The following is a 17,585-nucleotide window of genomic DNA, read 5'->3' on the forward strand; positions in this document are numbered from 1 at the left end:
TGCTTCGAACCGATGTGATGGCGGGGTTTTCCCGGTCATGCACCTATGTAGAACTTGATTGACTCGCCTCATTTTCACGACCTGGAATGTAGTCAAACTACACAAATCGTCGGAAATTGGTGATACTGGCCTCCATCGCGCCGAAGCCGCCGCACCGCAGCCTGGCGCCATCCTTGCCTGGAGGACCGTGATGACCACTGCCACCCGCCCCGCCCACCGCCCCGCCGCTCAGGGCCGCGAGCTGCCCGCACTGGCCCGCCGCGCGCTGGCCCAGCGCAGCGACGCGCCGTCGGGCGACGCCTGCTGGACCGCGCTGGCCAGCGCCGCCCGCGAGCTGCTGGCCGAGCGCTGGGCCGCCACCCAGCGTGCCGATGCCCGCCGCGGCCGCGCCCGCCGCGTGCACTACCTGTCGATGGAATTCCTGATGGGCCGTGCGCTGGGCAATGCGCTGCAGGCGTTGGACCTGCAGGACGCCGCTGCGGCCACGCTGCCCGCGGGCGCGCCGCCGCTGGGCGAGGTGCTGGAGCACGAGCCCGACGCCGCGCTGGGCAACGGCGGCCTGGGCCGCCTGGCCGCGTGTTTCCTGGACAGCTTTGCCACGCTGGGCCTGCCGTCCTTTGGCTATGGCCTGCGCTACCGACACGGCATGTTTGCCCAGGCCATCCAGGACGGCCGCCAGATCGAGCGCCCCGACACCTGGCTCGAGGCCGGCAGCCCGTGGGAGCTGCCGCGTCCCGAGCTGCGCTACACCGTCGGCTTTGGCGGTCATGTGCGCTTTGAGGGCGGCCAGCACCGCTGGGAGCCGGCCGAGACGGTGGCGGCGCAGGCGATCGATTTCATCGTGCCGGGCCACGGCACCGAGCGCGTCAGCACCCTGCGCCAGTGGCAGGCCGAGGCGGCGCAGCCGATCGACCTGGGCGCCTTCAGCCGCGGCGAGCACGCCCAGGCCGGCCAGCAGCGTCTGGCCGCCGAGCGCCTGAACTGGGTGCTGTACCCCGATGACAGCACCCCGGCCGGCCGCGAGCTGCGCCTGCGCCAGGAGTTCCTGCTGGTCAGTGCCTCGCTGCAGGATCTGCTGGCCCGGCACCTGCGCGAAGGCGGCGACATCCACCACCTCGGCCGCGCCAACGTCGTGCACCTGAACGACACCCATCCGGCGCTGGCGCCGCTGGAGCTGATGCGTCTGCTGCTCGATGAGCACGGCCTGGACTGGGACGCCGCCTGGCAGGCCACGCACCAGGCCACCAGCTACACCAACCACACCCTGATGCCCGAGGCGCTGGAGACCTGGCCGCTGGACCTGGTCGAGCGCCTGCTGCCGCGCCACCTGGCGATCGCCTACGAGATCAACCACCGCTTCCTGGACGAGGTGCGCGCGCGCTTCCCCGGCGACGAGGCGCGCGTCGCGCGCATGTCGCTGTTCGACGAAGGCCAGTCCCACCACGGTGGCGAGCGCCGACTGCGCATGGCGGCGCTGGCGGTGGTGGCCTCGCACAAGGTCAATGGGGTCTCGGCGCTGCACTCGCAGCTGATGGTCGACACGCTGTTCGCCGACTATGCGCAGCTGTGGCCTGAGCGCTTCCTCAACGTGACCAATGGCGTGACGCCGCGGCGCTGGCTGGTGCAGGCCAACCCCGGCCTGACCGCGCTGCTGGACAAGCACATCGGTGCCGAATGGCGCCAGGACCTGTCGGCGCTGGGCGCGCTGCGCGCCAAGGCCGCCGGCAAGCGCATCGGCGCCGAATTCCTGCGCGTCAAGCGTGCCGCCAAGGCGCGGCTGGCCGAGCACATCCGCGACGAGCTGGGCATCGTGGTGCGCGAGGACGCGCTGTTTGACGTTCAGGTCAAGCGCATCCACGAGTACAAGCGCCAGCTGCTGAACCTGCTGCAGGTGATTGCGCGCTACCAGGCCATCATCGCCGACCCCGGCGCCGACTGGGTGCCGCGGGTGGTGGTGTTCGCCGGCAAGGCGGCCTCGGCCTACCGTGCCGCCAAGGGCGTGATCGCGCTGATCCACGACGTGGCGCGGGTGGTCAACACCGACCCGCGCGTGGGCGACCGCCTGAAGCTGGTCTTCCTGCCCAACTACAGCGTCAGCCTGGCCGAGGTCATCATCCCTGCGGCCGACCTGTCCGAGCAGATCAGCACCGCCGGCACCGAGGCCAGCGGCACCGGCAACATGAAGTTCGCGCTGAATGGCGCGCTGACCGTGGGCACCTGGGACGGCGCCAACATCGAGATGGCCCAGGCCATGGGCGAGCGCGAGATGTTCGTCTTCGGCCTGCGCGCCGACGAGGCGGCCCGCATCAAGGCGCTGGGCTACGACCCGCGCCTGTACATCGAGGGCAGCCGTGTGCTGCAGCAGGTGATCGACGCCATCGCCCATGGCAGCTTTGCGCATGGCGACCCGCAGCGCCACCGCGAACTGCTGCAGCCGCTGCTGCAGCACGACCCCTACCTGCTGATGGCCGATTTCGACAGCTACCTGCAGGCGCAGGCGCGCGCCGATGCGCTGTGGCGCGACCCGGCGGCCTGGGCCGCCAGCGCGCTGCGCAACATCGCCGGCATGGGCGGCTTCAGCAGCGACCGTACCATCGGCGACTATCTGCGCGAGGTCTGGGCTCCCCCGGCCCGCTGAGGACGCTGCCACGATGCTGACCGACCACGACGCCCAGGCGCTGCTGAACGCCCACCACCCGGACCCGTTTGCGGTGCTGGGCCTGCATGCCGACGCCGACGGGCGGCTGTGGGTGCGCGCGCTGCTGCCGGGCGCCACGGCCGTGGAGGTGGTGGCGGTGGCCACCGGCCAGCGGGTGGCCACGCTGAGTGCCCGCGCCGACATGCCGCTGTTCGAGGGCCTGGTGCCGCGTCGCAAGCTGCGCTTCGACTACCGCCTGCGCATCACCTGGGACCACGGCGGCAGCAGCCTGCTGGCCGACCCCTATGCGATCGGCCCGCTGCTGGGCGACGCCGACCTGCATTACTTCGCCGAGGGCAGCCACCTGCGCCCCTTCGAGATGCTGGGCGCGCTGCCGATGACGCTGGGCGAGGGTCCGCATGCGCTGGCGGGCACCCGCTTTGCGGTCTGGGCGCCCGACGCGCGCCGCGTCAGCGTGGTGGGCGACTTCAACGCCTGGGATGGCCGGCGCCACCCGATGCGCGCGCGCGGCAGCTCGGGCGTGTGGGAGTTGTTCATCCCCGCCGCCGGCGTGGGCGATCGCTACAAGTTCGAGATCCTCGGCGCCGCCGGCCAGGTGCTGCCGCTGAAGGCCGACCCCTATGCCCGCGCCGCCGAGCTGCGACCGGGCACTGCCAGCATCATTGCGCCGCTGCCGCAGCGGCGCGAGCGCGCCCCCGAGCGCCGCGTGGCCGACACCCGCGGCCAGCCGATCAGCGTCTACGAGCTGCACGCCGGCAGCTGGCGCCGCCACCCGGATGGCCGCTGGCACGACTGGGACGAACTGGCCGCCGCGCTGCCCGCCTACGTGGCCGGCCTGGGCTTCACGCACGTGGAGCTGCTGCCGATCAGCGAGCATCCGTTCGATGGCAGCTGGGGCTACCAGACCCTGGGCCTGTACGCGCCCACCGCACGCTTTGGCGGGCCCGAGGCCTTCCAGCGCTTCGTTGACGCCTGCCATGCGCATGGTCTGGGCGTGGTGCTCGACTGGGTGCCGGCACACTTTCCCACCGACGCCCATGGCCTGGCACAGTTCGATGGCAGCGCCCTCTACGAGTACGCCGACCCGCGCGAAGGCTTCCACCGCGACTGGAACACGCTGATCTACAACTTCGGCCGCCGCGAGGTGGCCAACTTCCTGGTCGGCAGCGCGCTGTACTGGGTCGAGCGCTACGGCATTGACGGCCTGCGGGTCGACGCGGTGGCCTCGATGCTCTACCGCGACTACAGCCGCCCGGCCGGTGAATGGGTGCCCAACGTGCACGGCGGCCGCGAGAACCTCGAGGCGATCGCGCTGCTGCGCCGCACTGCCGAGGTGCTGGGCCAGGAAGCGCCCGGCGCGCTGCTGTTTGCCGAGGAGTCCACCGCCTTCCCTCAGGTGTCGGCGCCCACCTTTGCCGGCGGCCTGGGCTTTCACTACAAGTGGAACATGGGCTGGATGCACGACACCCTGGCCTACCTGCGCGAAGACCCGGTGAACCGGCGCTGGCACCACGACAAGATGAGCTTCGGCCTGGTCTACGCGTTCAGCGAGCACTTTGTGCTGGCGCTCTCGCACGACGAGGTGGTGCATGGCAAGGGCTCGCTGCTGACCAAGATGCCGGGCGACGCCTGGCAGCAGGCCGCCAACCTGCGCGCCTACTACGGCTTCATGTGGGGCCACCCCGGCAAGAAGTTGCTGTTCATGGGCCAGGAGTTCGGCCAGCCCAGCGAGTGGAACCACGACGCCGAGCTGCCCTGGGGCCTGCTGGGCCAGCCGCGCCACGCCGGCATCCAGCGCTGCGTGGCCGACCTCAACCGCCTGTACCGGGATGAACCGGCGCTGCATGCGCTGGACTGCGACGGCGCCGGCTTCGAATGGCTGCTGGTGGATGCGCGCGAGCTGTCGGTCTTCGCCTGGGTGCGCCGCGACGGCCAGGGCCGCGAGGCCATCGTGGTGTGCAACTTCACGCCGGTGCCGCGGCCCGGTTTCCGCCTGGGCGTGCCGGCCGGCGCCGGGGCCTGGCGCGAAGCGCTCAACAGCGATGCGGCGGTCTACGGTGGCAGCAACCAGGGCAATGGCGGGCAGACGCTGGTGGTGCAGGCCGAGCCCGCCACCGGCCGCGGGCAGTCCATCACGCTGACGCTGCCGCCGCTGGCCACACTGATCCTGCTGCCGGCATGAGGCTTGCACCGCACTGGCCATGAACGTGCATCTCCCCACCCAGCTGCTGGAAGGCCGGCCCGAGCCGATGGGCGCGCTGGCGCGCGACGGCGGCGTCAACATCGCGGTGTTCTCGCAGCATGCCGAGGCCGTCGAATGGTGCATCTTCGACGCCAGCGGCACGCGTGAGCTCAAGCGCTACCGGCTGCACGGACCGCACGACCAGGTCTTCCACGGCTTTCTGCCCGGTGTCGGGCCCGGCCTGGTCTACGGCCTGCGTGCGCACGGCCCCTACCAGCCCGAGCAGGGCCACCGCTTCAACCCGCACAAGCTGCTGCTCGATCCCTGCGCGCGCGAGATCGTCGGCCGCTTCCACTGGTCCGATGAGCACCATGGCTACGAGGTGGGCCACCCCGAGGGCCCGCGCAGCTTCGACCGCCGCGACAACGCCGTCAGCGCCCTCAAGGCCCGCGTGCCCGAGGCCATCGGCCCGGCGCCCGGCCGCGCCAACGCACCCCGCGTGCCAGCGTCCGACCTGGTGCTCTACGAAGTCCACGTCAAGGGCTTCAGCCAGCAGCACCCGGCCATTGCGCCAGCGCTGCGCGGCAGCTATGCGGCGCTGGCCCACCCGGCCAGCCTGGCCCATTTCAAGCGCCTGGGGGTGACCACGCTGAGTCTGCTGCCGGTGCAGCAGCGCCTGGATGAATCGCACCTGGCCGAGCGCGGCGCCACCAATTACTGGGGCTACAACACGCTGGGCTTCTTCGCCCCCGAGCCGCGCCTGGCCAGCGCGGCGGCGCGCCACGATCCGGCGCTGGTGCGCGAGGAGTTCCGCGCCATGGTCGATACCCTGCACCAGGCCGGCCTGGAGGTGGTGCTCGACGTGGTCTACAACCACACGCCCGAAGGCAGCGAGGCCGGCCCCACGATCAGCTGGCGCGGCCTGGACCACGCCGCCTGGTACCTGCTGCGTGCCGACGACGCCAGCCACTGCGAGAACCACACCGGCTGCGGCAACACGCTCAACGTGGCGCACCCGCGCGTCACGCAGTTCGTGCTGGACAGCCTGCGCCACTGGGTCGAGGCCTATGGGGTGGATGGCTTCCGGTTTGATCTGGCGCCGGTGCTGGGCCGTGGCCGCCATGGCTTCGACCCGCAGGCCGCCTTCTTCACCGCGCTGCGCCAGGACCCGCTGCTGGCCCAGGTCCACCTGATCGCCGAGCCCTGGGATGCCGGCTGGGGCGGCTACCAGCTGGGCCGCTTCCCCGGCAGGTTCCTGGAGTGGAACGACAAGTTCCGCGACACCGTGCGCCGCTACTGGCTGGACCGCAGCGTGCGCCGCGGCGAGCTGGCGCGGCGCTTCACCGCCTCGTCCGACCTGTTCCACCACGGCCAGCGCAGCCCCAGCGCCAGCGTCAACTTCATCACCGCACATGATGGCTTCACGCTGGCCGATGTGGTCAGCTACGCTGGCAAGCACAACCGGGCCAATGGTGAAGACAACCGCGACGGCCGCGACGGTGAACCCTGCGCGCCCTTCGGCCCCGAGGGACCGAGCGAGGACCCGGCGGTGATCGCGCTGCGCGGCCGCGTGCAGCGCGCCATGCTGGCCACGCTGCTGCTGGCCCAGGGCACGCCGATGCTGGGCGGTGGCGACGAGTCCGGCCGCAGCCAGCAGGGCAACAACAACGCCTACTGCCAGGACAACCCGCTGACCTGGCACGACTGGACGCAGCCCGACGAGGCGCTGACCCAGGTCGTGGCCGACCTGATCGCGCTGCGCCGCGCCGAGCCTGCGCTGCACCACGACCGCTGGTTCCAGCACGCACCGGCCGCGGCCGGCGAGCGCAGCCTGATGTGGTTCACCCCCAATGGCCAGGAGATGCAGGTGGCCGACTGGCACGACAGCCACAGCCACGCCTTCGCCTGCAAGATCCTGCCCGGCGCCGATGCGCCCCCCGCTGAGCGCCGGCTGATGCTGGCCTTCAACCCCGACATCCTGCCCACCCGCTTCACACTGCCGCCCGGGCGTTGGCAGGTGGCGCTCGATTCCTCTGGTGAACTGCTGCGCGGCCTGGAGCCGCCACGCGGTGCGCCGCTGATGGTGCCTGCGCATGCGCTGGTCGTGCTGCGCAGCCTCGATTGATGGAGACAAGACCCCCATGGACCTGACCCAACGCGCCAGTGGTGTGCTGCTGCATGTCACCTCGCTGCCCGGCCCGCACGGCATCGGCGACTTCGGCCCCGACGCGTACCGCTTCGTCGACTGGCTGGCCAGCGCCGGCCAGCGCCTGTGGCAGTGGCTGCCGACCACGCCGATCGGCCCGGGCAACTCGCCCTACCAGAGCGTCTCGGCCTTTGCCGGCAGTCCGCTGATGGTGGCGCTGGAGCCACTGGTCGAGCGCGGCTGGCTGCGCCTGGACACGGTGCCCGACTTCGACGCCAGCCGTGTCGATTTCGGCCGCATCGTGCCCTGGCGCATGGACCGCCTGCGCGACGCCTTCGCCGGCTTCGAGCGCCACGCGCTGGCCAGCGACCGCGCCGCGCTGGCCGAGTGGCAGGCCGCCCAGGCCCACTGGCTGGACGACTACACGCTGTTCATGGCGCTGGAGACGGCGCACGGCGGCCAACCCTGGTGGACCTGGGACGACGGCCTGCGCCGCCGCCTGAAGAAGCCGCTGGCCGCCGCGCGCACGCAGCACGCCGCCGAGATCGCCTTCTGGGCCTGGGTGCAGTGGTGCTTCGACACCCAGGCCGCGGCGCTCAAGGCCTATGCCAATGCGCGCGATGTGCACCTGATGGGCGACCTGCCGATCTTCATCGCCCACCACAGCGCCGACTGCTGGGCCCGCCCCGAGCTGTACTACCTGGACGAGCAGTGCCAGCCCACCGTGGTGGCCGGTGTGCCGCCCGATGTCTTCACCGCGCTGGGCCAGCGCTGGGGCAATCCGCTGTACCGCTGGGACAAGATGAAGAAGGAGGATTTCGCCTGGTGGAGCGCCCGCATCCGCCGCGCGATGGACCAGGCCGATGTCTTCCGCATCGACCACTTCCGGGGCTTTGCCGGCTACTACGAGATCCCGGCCAGCTGCCCCACCGCGGTGGAAGGGACCTGGAAGCCAGGGCCGGGGAAGGCCTTGTTCGAGGCGATCGAGCGCGCGCTGGGCCCGCTGCCCATCATTGCCGAGGACCTGGGCCTGGTGACGCCCGACGTGATCGAGCTGCTCGAGGCCACCGGCTTTCCGCGCATGAAGATCGTGCAGTTCGCCTTCGGCGACGACGGCACGCACGAGTTCCTGCCGCACAACTACGATCCCAACACCGTGGTCTACACCGGCACCCACGACAACGACACGGTGCGCGGCTGGTGGGCCACGGCCACGCCGCGCGAGCGCGAGTACGCCTGCTGCTACATGGCCTGCGGCGAGCACGACATCCACTGGGGCATGATCCGCGCCGCGGCCAACTCGGTGTCCAACCTGGCGGTGTTTCCGCTGCAGGATGTGCTGGGCCTGGGACCCGAGCACCGCATGAACCTGCCGGGCAGCCTGGGCGATCACAACTGGAGCTGGCGCTTCGGCTGGGAGATGCTGGGCGCCGAGCCGGCGCGGGTGCTGGGCCTGATCACCGCAGCGGCCGGCCGCGGGCCGTTCGAGCTGCTGAAACTGCCGGCTTAACGGCGGCGCCACAGCAGGTAGGCCAGCAGCCCCAGCGAGCCGCCCGCCAGCGTCAGCAGCACCCAGGGCCAGGCCGCGCGGCCCTGCGCGCGGCATTCGGGCACGACATAGCCCAGTGCCACCCCGCAGGCCAGCACCAGATCGATCGTGATCTGCGTGCTGCCCAGGCCGGCGAAGCCCTCGCGCCAGATGCCCAGGTAGCCCACCTGGGCCATGACCCACAGCGAGAAGGCGCCGAAGGCCGCGGTGACGATCCACAGAAGGGGCTGGAGGGGGGACATGAACGGCTCCTTGGGGCTTGATGTCCGGCACTGTCGGTCCGGCCGCGCACCGCCGCAATGACCTGCCAGGTCATCGGCGCCATCACCCGGCTCGCCTATGCTCACGCCCATGCACCCCCTCACCGCCCTGCGCCGCGAGCGGCGCGTCAGCCAGCTGGAACTGGGCCTGCGCGCCGGTGTGTCGCAGCGTCACCTGAGCTGCATCGAGACGGGTCGCGCCCGACCCTCGCGCGCCACGCTGCTGGCCCTGCTGGATGCGCTGGACGCCCCCTTGGCCGAGCGCAACGCCGCGCTGCTGGCTGCCGGTCTGGCACCCGCCTACTCGCAGCACGGCCTGGATGCGCCACAGCTGGCGCCAGCGCTGGATGCGGTGCGGCAGATGCTGCACGCCCCCGGCAGCCCGCCCGCGCTGGTGCTGGACGCTGAATGGAATCTGCTGATGGCCAATGCCGGCGTGCAGCGCCTGCTGGCATTGATCGAGCTGCCGCTGCCTGAAGGCCCGCTGAACCTGCTGGACTGGTTGCTCAGCCCGCAGGGCCTGCGCAGCCGCCTGCTCAACGAGGCCGAGACCTGCGGCGAGGTGCTGCACCGCGCCCGGCGCGAAGCCCAGCACCTGCCGGCGCTGGCAGCCCGGCTGCAGCGCCTGTCGGCCGGCCTGCCGGACTGGCCGATGCCCACTGCAGCCACGCCGCTGCTGCTGACCCGACTGCGGTCCACAGCGGGAGATCTGAGCCTGTTCTCGATGTTCAGCAGCTTCGGCGCCCCTCTGGACGTGACCCTGGCCTCCCTGCGCATCGAGCACCTGTGGGCCGCCGATGCCCGGACCGCTGCGCTGCTGCAAGGCTGAGCAACGCACCGATTCGGCGCACCGCCAGGAAAGACCGGTGGAACCCGTCTTCTCCGCGCTCAGGCACCGGGCGTTTGCGCCGATAGTGTGGACATGCGTTTCATGCGAAGGTCAGGCCATGCTCCGTCACAAGGATTCGATTCGGCTGTCCGCTGTTGACCAGCGCCTCTTCGAGGCCCTGACCGGTCCGGGCCAGCCCACCCCCACCACGGTGGCCGACTACAACCAGCGCCTGCGCCTGGCAGCGCAGAGCTGGAGCCAGGCGCGCACGCGCGATGAGCGGCACCTGGGCGAGATCGCCTCCGGCCTGCTGCTTGACGAGCACGACCACGCGGCGGTGATCGACCACCACCGGCTGGCCCGCGTGCGCCACTGAGGGGTCGCCTCAGCGGGCCCGGCGCAGCAGCGCCAGCCCCAGCGCGATCAGCGCCACGCCACCCCCGTACAGCGCCCACTGTGGCGCGCCCCAGGCATCGTCGCCGGCCATCGCCACCGTGCCGGCTGCCAGGCTGAAGACGCCCAGGTAGATCGGCACGTGGCCGTACGCCCACAGACGCAGTTGCCGACCGCCGGCCGTGCCGTGGACCACGCGTTCGTCGTGCGCCCGGGTCACCTCGAAGTAGCCCAGCCAGGTCAGGAAGGCCAGCGCCGCGCCCAGCAGCGCCGCGACCACCGCGGTGCCATGCAGCACCGGTCCATGGTCCAGTGCATGCACCACCGAGGCCACGCCCTCGCCCAGCAGGATGATGGTGAACAGGCCGAAGCGCTCGGGCAGGTGCTCGGGATGCGGCGGTACCGCGGCGGTGTAGCGCGCCACCCACCAGGGCGAGGCCAGGTCCAGCGCCAGCGCCAGCCCCCACAGGACCAGCCGCGGCGTCGGCGGCAGCCCTGCCGAGACCGCCCACAGCAGCGCCTGCAGCCCGTACAGGCCGCTGTAGGCGGCGATCAGGCCGTGCGCGCCGCGCCAGCGCCGCTCGGCCTGGTAGGCCAGCACCAGCAGCGCCTTGAAGGCCGCCAGTCCCAGCGCGAAGCCGGCGGCCCGCTCGCCGAAGGCATCGCTGACGCCATAGGCGATCACGCAGACCGCCCCGATCTGCGCCAGGCCCAGCCAGCGCTGGTCGGGGCGCTGCTGGTCGAAGCGGGTGGCGTGGAAGGTGTGGCCCAGCCAGCACCACCACATCGCCATCAGCAGCAGGGCGCTGCCGGCCGCTCCCGCCAGGTCGAAGTGGTGCGCATAGCGGCCCGACAGCTGGGCCACCGCCACCACGAACACCAGGTCGAAGAACAGCTCGAACCAGGTGGCCTTGCGGGCATGCACCTGCGGTGGCAGGTCCTCGCCTCCAGCGTGGTGCACGCTCATCGGCTCAGTCGCGCGAAAGCGAACTGCCGGCCCAGGCCCTGCTTGAACGCCAGGTGGATCCACACCATCGCCAGCGGCTCCAGATAGCGCGCGGCGCTGAGCGGGCCCATGTCGATGGCGTCGAAGCCGATCAGCGTGGCCAGCGCCAGCACCTGCTGGCGCGCTGCGGCGTCATCGCCGGCCACCGGCATCATCGGCTGGCCGGCGGGGAAGTGGCTGTCGGCCATGTTCTCGGCGCCGGTGGTGTTGAAGGCCTTGACCACGCGAGCCCCGCGGGCCCGCTCGGCGATCTGCTCGGCACCGCTGGTGGTGGTGCCCAGGCTCAACCCGGCCAGCCCGGGCGAGAGCGGGTTGGTGGCATCCACCAGCACGCGGCCCTGCCAGTCGGCCCGCTCGGCCGCGATGGCCAGCGCGGCCGAGTAGGGCACGGCCAGGATCACCAGCTCAGCGCTGTCGATGGCCGCGGCGCTGCCGGTCAGGCGCGCCTGTGGGCCCAGCGCTGCCACGGCGTCGGCATAGCGGGCCGGCTCGGGCACGCCCAGGGTCACCGGCTGGCCGGCGCGCAGCAGCGCGCGGGCCAGCGCCATGCCGACGTTGCCGGCACCAAGAATGCTGATCGTCATCGTCGTCTCCTGCGGCTTCAGCGGCCCAGCGCTTCGATCACCAGCCGCGCGGTCTCGCCGCCCGAGAAGTTCTGCTGGCCGGTCACCAGGTTGCCGTCGCGCACCGCAAAGCTGCGCCACAGCCCGGCCTGCACGTAGTTGGCGCCCAGCGCCTTGAGGCGATCCTCGATGCGCCAGGGCATCACATGCTGGTCGCGCGGCAGCAGGCCGTAGGACCACACCGCGTTGTCGGCGAAGTCCTCCTCGACGTTGGCAAAGCCGGTGACGGTGCGGCCCTTGGCGATGTACTCGCCGCGGCTGTCGCGGGCATAGGCCAGGATGGCGCTGCCGTGGCACAGCGCGGCGGCCACCTTGCCGGCCTCGAAAAAGGCAGCGAACACGCGGTGCAGCTCGGTCGCTCCCTCGAACGTGAACATCGGCGCCTGGCCGCCCGCCACGACGATGGCGTCGAAGGCGGCCACATCGATCTCGGCCACCGGCCGGGTGTGGTCGACCAGGGCCTTCAGCGCAGGCGTGTGGATGAAGCCCTGGCTGATCAGGTCGGTCTGGCTGTAGCCGCTGGCGTCGTTGGGATCGCTCATGGCATCGGCGGCGCAGGCGCCGCCGGCGGGGCTGAAGACCTCGACCTCATAGCCGACTTCAGTGAAGGCGTGGTACGGGTGGCTCAACTCGCTCCACCAGAAGCCCACTGGCCAGCCGGTGGTGGTAGACACCGCGGGGTTGGCGATCACCATCGCCACGCGCTTGCGGCGCTGGGGGTTCAGGACGTTGGGGTCTTGCAGGCTCATGGCGAACTCCTCTGGGGTGAATGCATGGGCGTCAGTCTGTGCGCTGGCTCGGTTGGCTTCAATCCATCACAATGAGACTTACTGTTGCCCAGATTGACAACAATGGATCTCTCGTCCTTGCAGGCGTTCGTGAAGGTCGTGCAGACCGGCAGCTTCACCCGCGCGGCCGACACGCTGCAGACGCACAAGGCGCGTCTGTCGCGCGTGGTCAGCGATCTGGAGCGCGAGCTGGGCGTGCGCCTGCTGGAGCGCAGCACGCGCGCGCTGTCGCTGACCGAGGCCGGGCGCGAATTCTTCGAGCGCGCCCACGCCATCCTGGGCTCGGTCGACGACGCCAAGCAGGCGATGCAGCGCGTCCGCGGCGAGCCGCAGGGAACGCTGCGTCTGACCTGCGGCGTCGAGTTCGGCCTGGTGGCCGTGGGTGGCTGGATCGCCGACTACCTGGCCGCCTACCCGCAGGTGCAGGTCGAGGCCGACTACACCAACCGGGTGGTCGACATCGTGCATGAAGGTGTCGACCTGGCAGTGCGCGTCGGCCCGCTGGCCGACTCCTCGCTGGCCGCACGGCGCCTGGGTGTGCTGGACTACGGGCTGTATGCCTCAGCAGCGTATCTGCGGCGCCATGGCCGGCCGGCCAGTCCGGCCGAGCTGGCGCAACACCCGCAAGTGGTCTACGCCGGCACCGCACCGCAAGGGCACTGGACCCTGGTCCGGGGCGACGAGCAGCAGCGGGTCAAGCTGCTGCCGCGCCTGCGCGTGAACACCAGCCTGGCCGCACGCGAGGCGCTGCAGCGCGGCCTGGGCATCGGCCTGCTGCCGCGCCGCGTGGCCGAATCAAACGAGCTGCGCAGCGGCCTGCAGCGCGTGCTGCCGGCGTGGTCGGCGCCGGAGGTGCCGGTGCACGCGGTATTCGCCAGCGCGCGCTACCTGACCCCCAAGGTGCGCGCCTTCATCGACCTGGCGGCGCAGCAGTTCAGCGGGGCCGCCTGAGGAACATCAGGGCAGGGTCGGCTGCGTCCAGGTCTCGGTGCTGGTCAGGCTCTGCAGGAAGGCCACGATCTGGTCGACCTCGGTATCGCTGAGCCCCTTGTCGGTCATCAGCGGCGTCTTGGCCGGATCGGCCTTGCCGGCGCTGGCCATGTAGCGCACGGCCTCCTTCAGCGTGGCCACGCTGCCGTCGTGGAAGTACGGCGCACTCAGGGCTACCGAGCGCAGGCCGGGCACCTTGAAGGCGCCGCGGTCGGCTTCGTTCTTGGTGACATTGAAGCGGCCCGGATCGGGGTTGGCCTTGCCGCTCTCCAGACCGATGTTGAAGAAGGCGGGCGTGCTGAACGTGGGCGGCGCATGGCAGGCCACGCAGCCGGCCTTGCCGGTGAACAAGCGGTGGCCCTCCACTGCCGCCGGCGACACGGCGCGGGTGTCGCCGGCCTCGTAGCGGTCCCAGGGCGCATTGGTGCTGACCAGGCTGCGGAAGAAGGCCGCCAGGGTCTTGACCACGTTGTCCGGCGTGGGGCCGCTGCCCCAGACGGCTTGAAACTGGCTGCGGTAGCCTGGCACGGTATCGAGCAGCGCGGCCACCTTGGCCGGGTCGGCGCCGATCTGGGCGCGCCAGGCAGCCAGCACCTGGCCTTCGAGCGTGGTGGCACGGCCGTCCCAGTACCAGTGGCTCTGGTAGCCGACGTTGTACAGGCTGGGGGTGTGCCGGGTGTTGAGCTTGCCGTCGTCCTTCATGGACAGCGGCTTGGCATCGGTCCAGCCCAGGTCGCGGTAGTGGCAGCTCTGGCAGGCCATCTTGCCGCTGCCCGACAGGCGCGGGTCGGCAAAGAGCTGCTGGCCCAGCGCCAGCTTCAGTGGCGTGGACGGGTTGTCGGCCGGGTGGCTGACCGGGGGCAGGGCCGAGGCCGGGGGGCTCGCCGGCGCGCGGTGCGTGGCGCCCGTGCAGGCGCTCAGGGCCACAGCGGCGATCAGCAAAGGCATCCAGGCCCTGGGTGTCAGTGTGCGTTGCATGTGCTCCTCCTGGTGTGTGTTCGCCCTTATCGGTGACTGCCTGGGGGCTGTCAAGCCCTGCGCAGCACCCCTGCCGACACCCAGGGCAACACTGAACAAGTGCCTCGCGGCGCGCGCATCCCTGCTTCGGCGACTTGTTCAGCGTCGCCCGAGGACTCAGCGATCGGCGGTGAGCGTGTTCAGCACATCGGCGTACCAGGCGAGGTTCAGGCCCAGCGACTCATCCTGGGCCTCGTCGCGAGGGTGCATGTCCATGCGGGTCGAGTGCACGCCGATCAACTGCCAGGGCATGCCGCTGCCGGCATCGTGCTGGCGCCGTCGACGCAACACCGGCGCGCCGCTGCTGCCCCGGTGCGTGCGTGCATCGGTGAGAAAACAGCCTTGGCGCTGGAAGCGGATGCCGTAGGCCGAGGCCAGCGACGCACTGCGCGCCACCGCCAGGTGATGCACCGTGTCATGAAAGCCCATCGGAAAGCCGACGATGGTCAGCGCATCGCCGATGGCGATGTCCTCGTCGCCGGCCTGAAGGTCGCTGGCCTCGAAGGCCTGCAGCACCGCGTTGGCCGGCAACTGCCCAGGGGCGATCTCCAGCACGGCCACATCCACGGGGCCGGCCTGGTCGCTGGCCTCGCGCCACAGCGGCAGGCCGTCGCGGAACAGCGGCAGGCCCAGCACAGTGGCGCGGCTGAGGTCCTGGACGTCGGTGTGCACAACGACTTCCAGGTGCTCGGGCTGGTGGCCACTGGCGGCATCGGCAAACACATGCCGGTTGCTGACCAGGAACAGGCGTGCGTCGCGTCGGAAGAAGAAGCCGCTGGCGCGGGTCAGCGAGCGGTAACGTGCAAAGGTGGTGATCGCGGCGGTGGTCAGCAGCAGCGCCTCGACCGGCCCGGACTGGGCAGCGGTGGCCACCCGGCGCAGGCTGGTGGCGATGCGCGCCACATCGCGCTCGAAGCTCGACAACACCAGGTCGGAGATGTCGGCAGGCAGCATCAGGGTGCGCGCCACCTCGGCATGGGTGTCGAACGAGCCTTGCAGCCGGGCCCGCACGGGCGCGGGCAGGGCGTCGATCAGCGCGGGCACCAGCGTGTCCAGGGCCACCAGGCTGCCCTTGAGTTCGCAGATGCGCTCGGTGGCTTCTTGCAGGTTCTTCATGGGCGTCCTTCGCAACGGCAGCGCACAACGAAAAAGCGCGGCCGGGGCCGCGCTTTCAGGGGCGAGGCGAGGGCCTCAGCCGATCGAGCGGATGCGCGAGGCTTGCGGGCCCTTTTGGCCTTGGGTCACCTCGAACTCCACGCGCTGGTTCTCGGTCAGGGTCTTGAAACCCGTGCCCTGGATTTCCTTGAAGTGGGCAAACAGGTCCTTGCCGCCGTTGTCGGGGGCGATGAAGCCAAAGCCCTTGCCTTCGTTGAACCACTTCACGGTGCCGGTTTCAGTCGTCATGTCATCAATCCTTGCTGGATGCGTTGAGAAAAATGCCCCAGCTTTCGCCAGTGCGGGCCAACAGCTGCCGCACAGGGCCGCTGAAAGTCTTGAGAAAAGGGTGCGACGCCGGGAGATCGGGGCCAGTGCAGGCCACGGCGAGCTCCGGGGTCAGATCGAGCTCGGCGCTGAGGGCAGCCCGATGCGAGGGACGGGAGGTACGGATGGGAGAGTCCTTGGGGCGTCGTCACCGCAGCAGCGGTGTCGGCGCGGGGCCAGTCTGTCGGGGGTGATCGCGCGGAAATGCGCGGGCGGGGGTCGAGCTCTGTCCGGCGTCTGGCCCGCGGGGTCGTTCGCGGCGGGCCAAAGGCAGCCAGAAAAGAGAGACGGCCGGGGCGATCAGACAGTCTGGCAGGGGATGGAGATCAGCGGGTGATCTCGGTGCCGAACCGTGGGCCGGCACCAAAAAGCAGAGGCAGTCTAGCACGCATCCATCCGACGTGCCGGATTCTTTCGTGCCACACTGGTCCATGACGCAACCCCTGCTGCAAGCCGCCGATCTGCGCGGCGCCACGCGCCTGACCACCGATGCGGTGGTCGGCCTCGCCAGCCTGGTCGAGGCCATGCATGCGCGCATTGCCCGGCCGCCCTGGCTGCCCCGCCTGGGCGGCGAGGTGCGCGACGACGAGCGCACGCGGGGCCTGACCGGTCTGGTCTACAAGACAGTGCGCGGCGTCACCCATCTGGTGGGCGGCAGCACCGAGCACCTGCTGGGCTGGATCGAGATGGCGATGGCCGAGCCGGGTGGCTCACTGGCACCGCGTGCCGAACGCAAGGCCGTACTGGCGGCACTCAATGGCGTGCTGGGCGACCATCTGGCAGCCACCGACAACCCCTTGGCGCTGAGCATGGCCTTTCGCCAGGCTGGCCGCGCGCTGCCGCTGGATCGGCCCGCGCTGCGCGCGCGCCTGCCCCAAGCCACACCCCGGCTGCTGGTGCTGCTGCATGGCCTGTGCATGAACGACCTGCAATGGCAGCGCGACGGCCACGACCACGGCGAGGCGCTGGCGCGGGCCGCGGGCTACACCCCGGTCTACCTGCACTACAACAGCGGCCTGAGCATCTCGACCAATGGCCGCATCCTGGCGGCGCTGCTCGAGCAGTTGTTCGATGCCTGGCCGGTGCCGATCGAGCGCCTGGCGCTGCTGGGCCACAGCATGGGTGGTCTGGTGGCGCGCAGCGCCATCTTCCACTCGGCGCAGTTGCGCCGCGGCGGCCTGCGCTGGCCGGCCCGGCTGGACGATCTGGTCTGCCTGGGTTCGCCCCACCTGGGTGCGCCGCTGGAGCAGGCCGGGCAGGGTGTCGACCTGCTGCTGGGCGCAGCGCCCTACGCCGGGCCGCTGGCGCGCATTGGCCGGCTGCGCAGTGCCGGCATCCAGGACCTGCGCCGCGGCAGCATCGTCGGCAGCGCGGCCGAGGACGGCGACGGGCCGCGCGCCGCGGCGGTGGCGCTGCCACCGGGCGTGCGCTGCTGCGCGGTGGCCGCTCGGCTGGGGGCGGCCGGTCGCGGCCTGGCGGGGCGCCTGCTGGGCGATGGCCTGGTGCCGGTGGCCAGCGCGCTGGGGCAGGACCCGGACCCGGCCCACCGGCTGGACTTTCCGCCGGAGCGGCAGATGATCGCGGACGACACCGGTCACCTTGAGCTGCTGTCCTCGCCCGCGGTCTCCGAGCGCCTGGCGGCCTGGCTGAGCTGATCGCCC

The 17,585-nt window shown here is 71.0% G+C and carries 15 protein-coding genes; 8 read left to right on the forward strand and 7 right to left on the reverse strand.

Annotated features, from left to right (window positions below; translation table 11 throughout):
* Positions 1-190 precede the first annotated feature (190 nt).
* From KAK06_RS04390 to malQ, 4 genes are read left to right on the forward strand one after another with little or no spacing between them, the layout of a single operon-like run.
* Positions 191-2,638 (forward strand): glycogen/starch/alpha-glucan phosphorylase, encoded by a 2,448-nt coding sequence (locus KAK06_RS04390; RefSeq protein ID WP_210800708.1) that lies wholly within the window; start codon positions 191-193, stop codon positions 2,636-2,638.
* A gap of 13 nt (positions 2,639-2,651) precedes the next feature.
* Positions 2,652-4,841, forward strand: coding sequence for a 1,4-alpha-glucan branching protein GlgB (gene glgB, locus KAK06_RS04395; RefSeq protein WP_210800709.1), 2,190 nt, complete (start codon positions 2,652-2,654; stop codon positions 4,839-4,841).
* A 19-nt stretch (positions 4,842-4,860) separates the two neighbouring features.
* A complete protein-coding gene (gene glgX, locus KAK06_RS04400) occupies positions 4,861-6,966 on the forward strand; it encodes a glycogen debranching protein GlgX (protein WP_210800710.1) in 2,106 nt (701 codons plus the stop codon).
* A 16-nt stretch (positions 6,967-6,982) separates the two neighbouring features.
* Positions 6,983-8,497 carry a 4-alpha-glucanotransferase gene (gene malQ / locus KAK06_RS04405; protein ID WP_210800711.1) on the forward strand — a complete coding sequence of 505 codons (1,515 nt, stop codon included), beginning with the start codon at positions 6,983-6,985 and terminating at the stop codon, positions 8,495-8,497.
* Here the strand turns inward: malQ and KAK06_RS04410 are convergent.
* Entirely contained in the window at positions 8,494-8,778 is a 285-nt protein-coding gene (locus tag KAK06_RS04410; RefSeq protein ID WP_210800712.1) for a DUF2834 domain-containing protein, read from the reverse strand. The genes malQ and KAK06_RS04410 overlap by 4 nt on opposite strands.
* A gap of 109 nt (positions 8,779-8,887) precedes the next feature.
* Between KAK06_RS04410 and KAK06_RS04415 the strand changes: the two genes are divergently transcribed.
* Both KAK06_RS04415 and KAK06_RS04420 read left to right on the forward strand, forming a co-directional pair.
* Positions 8,888-9,625: a helix-turn-helix domain-containing protein gene (locus KAK06_RS04415; RefSeq protein WP_247652655.1), complete on the forward strand. Its 738-nt coding sequence runs from the start codon at positions 8,888-8,890 to the stop codon at positions 9,623-9,625.
* Positions 9,626-9,743: 118 nt separating this feature from the next.
* Positions 9,744-10,001 (forward strand): hypothetical protein, encoded by a 258-nt coding sequence (locus KAK06_RS04420; protein ID WP_210800714.1) that lies wholly within the window; start codon positions 9,744-9,746, stop codon positions 9,999-10,001.
* A gap of 9 nt (positions 10,002-10,010) precedes the next feature.
* Here the strand turns inward: KAK06_RS04420 and KAK06_RS04425 are convergent, their stop codons facing one another.
* The 3 genes from KAK06_RS04425 to KAK06_RS04435 are packed head-to-tail and all read right to left on the reverse strand — an operon-like array spanning position 10,011 to position 12,396.
* A complete protein-coding gene (locus KAK06_RS04425; RefSeq protein ID WP_210800715.1) occupies positions 10,011-10,985 on the reverse strand; it encodes a low temperature requirement protein A in 975 nt (324 codons plus the stop codon).
* Positions 10,982-11,608, reverse strand: coding sequence for an NADPH-dependent F420 reductase (locus KAK06_RS04430; RefSeq protein WP_210800716.1), 627 nt, complete (start codon positions 11,606-11,608; stop codon positions 10,982-10,984). The genes KAK06_RS04425 and KAK06_RS04430 overlap by 4 nt, the downstream gene beginning before the upstream one ends.
* Positions 11,609-11,625: 17 nt before the next feature.
* Positions 11,626-12,396, reverse strand: a complete 771-nt coding sequence (locus KAK06_RS04435) for a type 1 glutamine amidotransferase domain-containing protein (protein ID WP_210800717.1) — start codon at positions 12,394-12,396, stop codon at positions 11,626-11,628.
* Between the two features lie 117 nt (positions 12,397-12,513).
* Between KAK06_RS04435 and KAK06_RS04440 the strand changes: the two genes are divergently transcribed.
* Positions 12,514-13,386, forward strand: a complete 873-nt coding sequence (locus KAK06_RS04440; RefSeq protein ID WP_210800718.1) for a LysR family transcriptional regulator — start codon at positions 12,514-12,516, stop codon at positions 13,384-13,386.
* A 6-nt stretch (positions 13,387-13,392) separates the two neighbouring features.
* Here KAK06_RS04440 and KAK06_RS04445 read toward each other — a convergent pair whose 3' ends face one another.
* The 3 genes from KAK06_RS04445 to cspE all read right to left on the reverse strand — a co-directional run bounded on the left by KAK06_RS04445 (position 13,393) and on the right by cspE (position 15,846).
* Positions 13,393-14,403 (reverse strand): cytochrome-c peroxidase, encoded by a 1,011-nt coding sequence (locus tag KAK06_RS04445; protein ID WP_210800719.1) that lies wholly within the window; start codon positions 14,401-14,403, stop codon positions 13,393-13,395.
* A gap of 156 nt (positions 14,404-14,559) precedes the next feature.
* Positions 14,560-15,558, reverse strand: a complete 999-nt coding sequence (locus KAK06_RS04450) for a trypsin-like peptidase domain-containing protein (RefSeq protein WP_210800720.1) — start codon at positions 15,556-15,558, stop codon at positions 14,560-14,562.
* Positions 15,559-15,633: 75 nt separating this feature from the next.
* A complete protein-coding gene (gene cspE, locus KAK06_RS04455) occupies positions 15,634-15,846 on the reverse strand; it encodes a transcription antiterminator/RNA stability regulator CspE (protein WP_210800721.1) in 213 nt (70 codons plus the stop codon).
* Positions 15,847-16,355: 509 nt separating this feature from the next.
* Here cspE and KAK06_RS04460 point away from each other — a divergent pair.
* On the forward strand, positions 16,356-17,579 hold the full coding sequence (locus tag KAK06_RS04460; protein ID WP_210800722.1) for an esterase/lipase family protein: 1,224 nt from the start codon (positions 16,356-16,358) through the stop codon (positions 17,577-17,579).
* Positions 17,580-17,585: the final 6 nt, after the last annotated feature.

This window comes from Ideonella aquatica, assembly GCF_018069755.1.
GTDB classification, from domain to species: domain Bacteria; phylum Pseudomonadota; class Gammaproteobacteria; order Burkholderiales; family Burkholderiaceae_C; genus Ideonella; species Ideonella aquatica.